8 protein-coding genes and 1 pseudogene are annotated in these 5,785 nt (G+C 29.5%); 6 read left to right on the forward strand and 3 right to left on the reverse strand.

The genetic code is table 11. The features are described from left to right. A partial coding sequence (locus VIM70_RS22450; RefSeq protein WP_333783854.1) for a hypothetical protein occupies positions 1-205 on the forward strand: 205 nt, incomplete at its 5' end. A gap of 451 nt (positions 206-656) precedes the next feature. Here VIM70_RS22450 and VIM70_RS22455 read toward each other — a convergent pair. Then, positions 657-1,349 (reverse strand): hypothetical protein, encoded by a 693-nt coding sequence (locus VIM70_RS22455; protein WP_331948003.1) that lies wholly within the window; start codon positions 1,347-1,349, stop codon positions 657-659. A gap of 251 nt (positions 1,350-1,600) precedes the next feature. Between VIM70_RS22455 and VIM70_RS22460 the strand changes: the two genes are divergently transcribed. Together VIM70_RS22460 and VIM70_RS22465 are read left to right on the forward strand one after the other, a co-directional pair. Then, positions 1,601-2,281: a DUF5680 domain-containing protein gene (locus VIM70_RS22460; protein WP_331948004.1), complete on the forward strand. Its 681-nt coding sequence runs from the start codon at positions 1,601-1,603 to the stop codon at positions 2,279-2,281. A 48-nt stretch (positions 2,282-2,329) separates the two neighbouring features. Continuing rightward, entirely contained in the window at positions 2,330-3,199 is an 870-nt protein-coding gene (locus VIM70_RS22465; protein WP_331948005.1) for a methionyl aminopeptidase, read from the forward strand. Between the two features lie 6 nt (positions 3,200-3,205). On the opposite strand, the gene VIM70_RS22470 is transcribed toward VIM70_RS22465, so the two are convergent. Continuing rightward, positions 3,206-3,607 carry a hypothetical protein gene (locus VIM70_RS22470; protein ID WP_331948006.1) on the reverse strand — a complete coding sequence of 134 codons (402 nt, stop codon included), beginning with the start codon at positions 3,605-3,607 and terminating at the stop codon, positions 3,206-3,208. A 308-nt stretch (positions 3,608-3,915) separates the two neighbouring features. Here VIM70_RS22470 and VIM70_RS22475 point away from each other — a divergent pair, with 308 nt between their 5' ends. Then, positions 3,916-4,464, forward strand: coding sequence for a virulence RhuM family protein (locus VIM70_RS22475; RefSeq protein ID WP_331948007.1), 549 nt, complete (start codon positions 3,916-3,918; stop codon positions 4,462-4,464). A 159-nt stretch (positions 4,465-4,623) separates the two neighbouring features. On the opposite strand, the gene VIM70_RS22480 is transcribed toward VIM70_RS22475, so the two are convergent. Then, on the reverse strand, positions 4,624-4,974 hold the full coding sequence (locus VIM70_RS22480; RefSeq protein WP_331948008.1) for a peptidoglycan-binding protein: 351 nt from the start codon (positions 4,972-4,974) through the stop codon (positions 4,624-4,626). A 251-nt stretch (positions 4,975-5,225) separates the two neighbouring features. On the opposite strand from VIM70_RS22480, the gene VIM70_RS22485 reads away from it, so the two are divergent. Further along, positions 5,226-5,360 carry a hypothetical protein gene (locus VIM70_RS22485; protein WP_331948009.1) on the forward strand — a complete coding sequence of 45 codons (135 nt, stop codon included), beginning with the start codon at positions 5,226-5,228 and terminating at the stop codon, positions 5,358-5,360. 222 nt (positions 5,361-5,582) lie between these two features. Beyond that, positions 5,583-5,785: pseudogene (locus VIM70_RS22490) on the forward strand (nucleotidyltransferase); the annotation flags it as partial.

Genomic DNA, 5,785 nt, shown 5'->3' on the forward strand with positions numbered 1-5,785 from the left:
TTATGATATGTTTCCTGCTTTTTCAAGTAGGCTACCAGATAAGAGAAGAAAAGATGTAAAAGAAATATTAGAAAAATATGATTTAGAAAAGTATGATGCATTTGAACTTCTAAAGAAAAGTGGGGGGAAACTACCTATAGACAGTTTGGAATTTATAGACCCAATCTTTTTAGATGAAAAAATATTGAAAGCGAACTTAGGATAACTGTGGCTTGGGAAAAACAGTAAACAGATTGATTGGAATTTAGAGTGAGCATCGGTAGCCGGGGTAGGAACTACTGGTGCTTATTTTGGAAAATAGCAAGCTCAGCCAAGGCGTTGCAATGATCACCGGGGGTTGTGATCGGCACGTGAACAACTATGCGAAAACCAAAATGATTATGAGGTTAAACATATGTAACTAAATTTATTATAGGATTATACGACCATGGTCCTTCTTGTTTATTTATATCATTAAATTGTTCCTCAGTTATAAGATACATTCTGCCAAGGTTGTAAGGCATAGCTGATCTTTTGCACACCAGTTATAGTGTGATTCCATATATACACAAAACCTTGTATAGTTTCATTATTTAATTGTAGGTCTACCATTTTTTTGCTATGTTCTAATCATATCAATTTTCAAAGGGAGTTTCATGGAAGCTCAGCTTCCATTTTTAATAGAGTTCATTTTCTGTTAATGCTGCTTTTATAACCCGCTCTGTTTCAAGTATTAATTGCTTTTCACCCATTTTTACGGTAACTCGATCATCAGGACAGCTGATTATTAAGCAATTTTTATAAATTATAGTTTTTCCATCATCATCAATATATTCAATGAAACAAGGTCTACTATTTTTATAACATAATAATAGGCTTTGACAACCATATATTGTACTACACATATATTCAGAATGGAAAAGATTACTGATATCCATTTCTAATGACTTATACCAACTGATATCAATCCCCAATCCCTCTGATACAGTGTAAATTCTGTGCTTTGCATAATCTGATAACTGAATCCATATTGTTTTAGCCCCATTTAAAGCATAATTTTTATAAGCTTCTTTCTCAGACATTATTTTCAACCCTTCAAGTGTGGTAATTACTTGCGTCATAATAAATTCCTTATAAATAGCTATAGCTGTTGCTTTACTTTTTGTGTATTTTTTTATAGAACTTTTTATTGCTAAATCAATGTATTCTTCAGCTTCTAGATCTGTAATCAATAGCTGAGTATTTAAACCATCTTGGCTTAGGAAGGTAAAGTCTTTTTCAACGTCTATTTTTTTATTATCTATCTTAACACCCATTAATAAGTTTATTACAATTTTCTTGCCAATTTTATATTCCACATTTATTTCCATATTCCTTCAATAGTTTATTAAGCTATAGGACTAAATTATCAATGTTAACAAAAGATAATGTATAATAAGATTGTGAGGTGATACAAAGCTGCGAACAACGAGGATATAATGGAAATATTGGTTACATTTATTTGTTGAGGTTAGTTCGATGAAACAAAATTCAAATGCAACTTATAGTTGACAAAAATGTTATGTTTAATTGGTAGCAATATGGTTGTTTTATCAGTAAAATTATTTAGAGGTGATTAGAAATGAGTTTTCCGGAACAATTGCAGATTCTTAGAAAAGGAAAAGGATTATCGCAAGAGAAATTAGCTGAAATGCTTGGTATATCAAGGCAGGCAGTTGCAAAGTGGGAAGTTGGACATTCATACCCTGACATTGCAAGACTAATTGCATTAAGTGATTTCTTTAAAGTAAGTATTGATAAATTAGTTAATGATTATGAAGAAAATTGTCGTTTATGTATAGAAGAGAAAAAAGTTGATTCTACACATGAAAAAACAGTAGAATTTTTACGTAATGCCAAAAGAGCTACATATGCAGGAGAGGGTGTTGAAATTGAATCTTCAAGACCTAATTCACATGATTTAGAGTATACAGAAGGAAATCTAAAGTACATTGATACCTATTTAGGAAGAGAGCAATTTGGAGGAGAAGAAGCTTTATGGGAAGATGACATTCCATTTTGGTCAATGAATTATACAGGCAGAATTATTGGAAAAGGGTTTTCAGTAAAATTTTTAAGAGAAGCATTAAGTTTAGTACCAAAAGAAAATCCATATCGTGGACCTATGGTATATCAAGATGGACAATATAAATATCATTGCATTGTTAACGGAGAATTTAAGTGGTTTCAAGGATATGAGGAAATTTTTTTTGATGATATGAAGGTATATGAGTGTTTTTTTCATGGTGGAATTATTAAATAATAGATTAATTGGATGCTATTAATTAATCTTAATATAGGAGAATGTATAATGAGTTTATGTAGAAATGATAAATGCTGGTGTGGAAGTGGAATAAAATATAAGAATTGCCATTTGAACTTTGATAATAAGTTAGAAACCTTGAAGAATCAAGGCTACATAGTCCCAACAAGAAATCTTATTAAAAACAAAGATCAAATTGAAGGAATCAGAAAAAGTGCTAAAGTTAATAATGGTCTTTTAGATTTAATTAGTGAGAATATTAAAGAAGGAATGACTACAGAAGAAATTAATAAACTAGCTCATGAATATACAATATATCATGGTGGAATTCCGGCTACTCTTAATTACGATGGATTTCCCAAAAGTATTTGTACATCAATTAATGATGAAGTGTGTCATGGAATACCAAGCGAAGATATAGTACTTAAAAATGGTGATATTATAAATGTTGATGCAACTACTATACTTAATGGATATTATTCAGATGCGTCAAGAATGTTTATGATTGGAGAAGTAAGTGATGAAGCTAGAAAGATAGTAGAAATAACTAAGAAATGTTTAAATAAAGGAATAGAAGCAGTGAAACCTTGGAGCTTTTTAGGTGACATAGGCGCTGCTATACAAGAATATGCAGAAAGTAATGGATACTCGGTAGTTAGGGATTTTGGAGGACATGGAGTTGGACTAGATATTCATGAGGATCCATTTGTTTTTCATTTTGGAACTAAAGGAACAGATATGATTTTAGCACCGGGAATGGTATTTACGATTGAACCAATGATAAATGGTGGAAGCCATGAAATATTTATAGATGAGGATAATGGATGGACAGCATTTACTGCTGATGGATCACTTTCAGCACAATGGGAGCATACAATTCTTGTAACCGAAGACGGAATGGAAATAATATCGAAATAACAATGATTATTTAAAACATTGTTTTAAATAAAAGTGATTTAAATAGGTACCATTTTTTAGAACTTTTGACCATTTATAAAAGCTTCCAGAGCCATATATCCCATTTTCTCTTATTCCTGAACTTTTCAAAATCCTTATTATATTAAAAATTGAAATTTCAATCCACATTATATCACTTAATATATTAATATAAGTGTTATTCCTATAGTTTAAATACCCTAATATACCCCAAACTATAATCACCAAAACCCAAAATATAATTGCCACAACCCAACAAATAGAAGAAAATATACTTTTCTTTGCGCTTATAATAAGTTTTCCATGATGGATTACTGTATATAATTTTATTATGATTATTATTAAAACTGAAATAATCATAATCAGATATATTTTTATAATAGACTCCATTCGTATCTCCTCCGAAAAATCTATTTCTTTATCAATAATGCCAGTTAAATTATAACATGTTTACTATATTTTGAAATAAAATTTATTATGATAGTATATATTATTATTTAATACCGAATTATTCATGTTTATATTTTTAATATTATATAGAAAGAGTTATTCAATAATTAATAAAAAATTATCACTATTATTAGCATATTAAATAGTACATTAGAAATATGTTTCCATAATCTTATCTGATTGAGGTATAATAATATTAAGAATATAAATTTGTAAGAATAATGAGTGTGCGGTGTTTAAGGCTTTGGGTGGTTGAAGGACTAACAAATGTGGAGGAGAAAATGACTAATAAACTGGATAAAAAAAATAATAATGACAAAAACAATAAGTTTCAAATTCGTAATAGCACTGCAGAGTTTTTAATTTTCACTTCACAAGTAGGCGATGATTCCATTGATGTCATGGTTGTTGATGAAAATGTATGGTTGACTCATGTGATGATTGCAAGACTTTATGAAAAAGGTCGTTCAACTGTTGCTGAACATTTGAAAAATATTTTTGCTAGTAGTGAATTAGATGAAAATTCAACTTGTCGGAAATTCCGACAAGTTGGAGCAAATGGAAAGGAATATAATACTAATTTTTATAACTTAGAAGCGGTTATTGCTGTTGGATTTAGAACTAATTCTGATAAAGCAATTCAGTTTCGTAGATGGGCAATTACTATTTTAAAGGATTTTTCTATTAGAGGTTATGTAATTGATAAAGAAAGGCTTAAGAATGGAACATTTCTAAATGAAGAATATTTTGATCATTTAATTGAAGAAATTAGAGAAATTAGGGCTAGTGCAAGATAGATTGTTTGAAAGTGATTTTGATAGGCTTTTAAAGGAGAATGAAAAAGAAAATTAATCGTGTGAGTTTAAAATAACAAATAAAATTAGTAAGGAGCTATCTCATAATAAAACTTTGAGATAACTCCTTTATTTATTTATTTACATATATTATCGTAAAGTTCAAGAGAGTAAGCTTTGCCAAGTACCGTTACCGACAATTCCATCAATCACTAATTTATTGGTTTTCTGATATTCTTTAACACGGGTTACAGTTTCATTTCCATAAACACCATCGATAGCTGCACGAGTTCTCCATTGAATATATCTTATGGCTGCCATGTACCCCTTAGAAATACTGCTACATAGAGGTTTTTCCATAATATTTTTTACTTCTGATAATACCTTAGGTCCACATATCCCATCAATAGAAAGGTTAAGTATTTGCTGAAGTTTTTTAGTAAGACTTATGGTTAGTGGACCACTTAATCCATCTATAACTAAAACTTTATTATTTGCATCTCTTATTTTCATAATGTTTAAGCACTTTTGTAGATATTTAATATTTTCGGAAGTTGTGTTTTTAGCGATTTCAGATTTGGGAGCGGAATCATAAACATAAAGCTTATTTTGCTCAATTATGGTAATTAGTTTTTGAGGGTACTCATTGTCAGTGCAGTAACCAGAGTTATAAACGTAGCAAGTGGGTTGCTACGCATCCCACTAGGGCAACTGTGACTTGGGATAAATAGTAAATTAATGACTGGAATTTAGAGTGAGCATCAGTGGCTGCAGTAGAAGCTATTGATGATTATTTTGATGAAGTGGACGACTTATTCTCATTTAATAATTCCGAGCTGTTATTTATAGAAATAGCAGAAGTTTTTTTTACAGTCAAGGGAAATAATAAAGCCCTCTAAGGTTCTTATTAGTGACAATAACTGTTATTTGGAAAAGGATCAAATAATAAACCGATTAAATATAAAAAAAATGTAAATAATTATAGCTATAGTAAAGTGAATGGAGAATGAACTATGGCTAAGAAGAAATTAATATAGCCTTATTTTTAAGTATTTTTGTTTTAAATGTTATTATATATGGTAAAATAAATAATATATATAACTTAGAAAGGGTGATCAAATATTATGGGAATACTAGATAAATATGATGAATCAATAAAATTAACATATAATTATGCATATAGAATGTTAGTTCATTTAAAGAATATCACAGATAATTTTAATAATATAAATAACCCAGATGATATAACGATGGAAGTGTATAGAGATTCAATTATTAAAAAGTATGAAACACTAGAAGACTTAACTTGGAAGTTACTTTCTAA

Origin of the sequence: Clostridium sp. (assembly GCF_036569345.1) — a bacterium.
Taxonomy (GTDB): Bacteria; Bacillota; Clostridia; order Clostridiales; family Clostridiaceae; genus Clostridium_AD.